Source organism: Streptomyces sp. C (assembly GCF_000158895.1).
GTDB classification, from domain to species: domain Bacteria; phylum Actinomycetota; class Actinomycetes; order Streptomycetales; family Streptomycetaceae; genus Streptomyces; species Streptomyces racemochromogenes.
The window spans coordinates 1453709-1455161 of the sequence record NZ_GG657750.1 but is presented as its reverse complement, the minus strand read 5'-3'; the positions used below and the strand labels follow the sequence as shown (position 1 = coordinate 1455161).

General features: G+C 73.0%; 1 pseudogene. It reads left to right on the top strand.

Annotation, left to right across the window (positions count from 1 at the left end):
- Window positions 1–1327: pseudogene (locus SSNG_RS06315) on the top strand (GuaB1 family IMP dehydrogenase-related protein); the annotation flags it as partial.
- Window positions 1328–1453 lie beyond the last annotated feature (126 nt).

Here is a 1453-nt window from a genome sequence, read left to right as displayed (position 1 = left end):
GGCACCGGCACCACCATTCCCCTCGTGGGTGGCGAACATGACCGCCATCGCGGGCCGCCGGATGGCCGAGACCGTCGCCCGCCGCGGTGGGATCGTCGTCATCCCCCAGGACATCCCGATCGAGGTCGTCACCGACGTCATCTCCTGGGTCAAGACCCGCCACCTCGTGCTCGACACCCCGATCACGCTGGCGCCCACCCAGACCGTCGCCGACGCGCTGTCGCTGCTGCCCAAGCGCGCCCACGGCGCCGGCGTGGTCGTCGACGCGGACAACCGCCCCGTCGGCGTGGTCACCGACCACGACCTCACCGGCGTGGACCGCTTCACCCAGCTCTCCGAGGTCATGTCGAAGGAGCTCCTGCTCATCGACGCCGACATCGACCCCCGCGACGCCTTCAACCAGCTCGACGCCGGCCACCGCAAGCTGGCCCCGGCCGTCGACAGGGACGGCAGGCTGGTCGGCATCCTGACCCGCAAGGGCGCCCTCCGCGCGACCCTGTACACCCCCGCCACCGACGCGAACGGCAAGCTCCGCATCGCGGCCGCCGTCGGCATCAACGGCGACTTCGTCGGCAAGGCCAAGCAGCTCCTCGACGCCGGCGTGGACACCCTCGTCATCGACACGGCCCACGGCCACCAGGAGTCGATGATCAACGCGATCAAGGCCGTCCGCGCCCTGGACCCGAAGGTCCCGATCGTCGCCGGCAACATCGTCGCCGCCGAGGGCGTCAAGGACCTCATCGACGCCGGCGCCGACATCATCAAGGTCGGCGTGGGCCCCGGCGCCATGTGCACCACCCGCATGATGACCGGCGTGGGCCGCCCGCAGTTCTCCGCGGTGCTGGAGTGCGCCGCCGAGGCCAAGAAGTACGGCAAGCACGTCTGGGCCGACGGCGGCGTCCGCCACCCGCGCGACGTGGCCATGGCCCTGGCCGCCGGCGCCTCCAACGTCATGATCGGCTCCTGGTTCGCCGGCACGTACGAGTCCCCGGGCGACCTCCAGCAGTCGGCCGAGGGCCACCTGTACAAGGAGTCCTTCGGCATGGCCTCGGCGCGCGCCGTGCGCAACCGCACCTCGGAGGAGTCCGCCTACGACCGCGCCCGCAAGGCGCTGTTCGAGGAGGGCATCTCCACCTCGCGGATGTTCCTCGACCCGGCCCGCCCGGGCGTCGAGGACCTGATCGACTCGATCATCGCGGGCGTCCGCTCCTCCTGCACCTACGCCGGTGCCGGCTCGCTGGCCGAGTTCGAGGAGAAGGCCGTCGTCGGCATCCAGTCCGCCGCCGGCTACGCCGAGGGCAAGCCGCTGCACGCCAGCTGGAGCTAGTCACCCCCGTCCCGTGGCCCCGGCCCCGCCCCCTGCGGCGGAGCCGGGGCCACGGCCGTGCCCGGGGGTCCGCCGCGCGGGCTGCTCCCCGCCCCGCCCTTCGCCCGTTCCCCGGGGGCTCCGCCC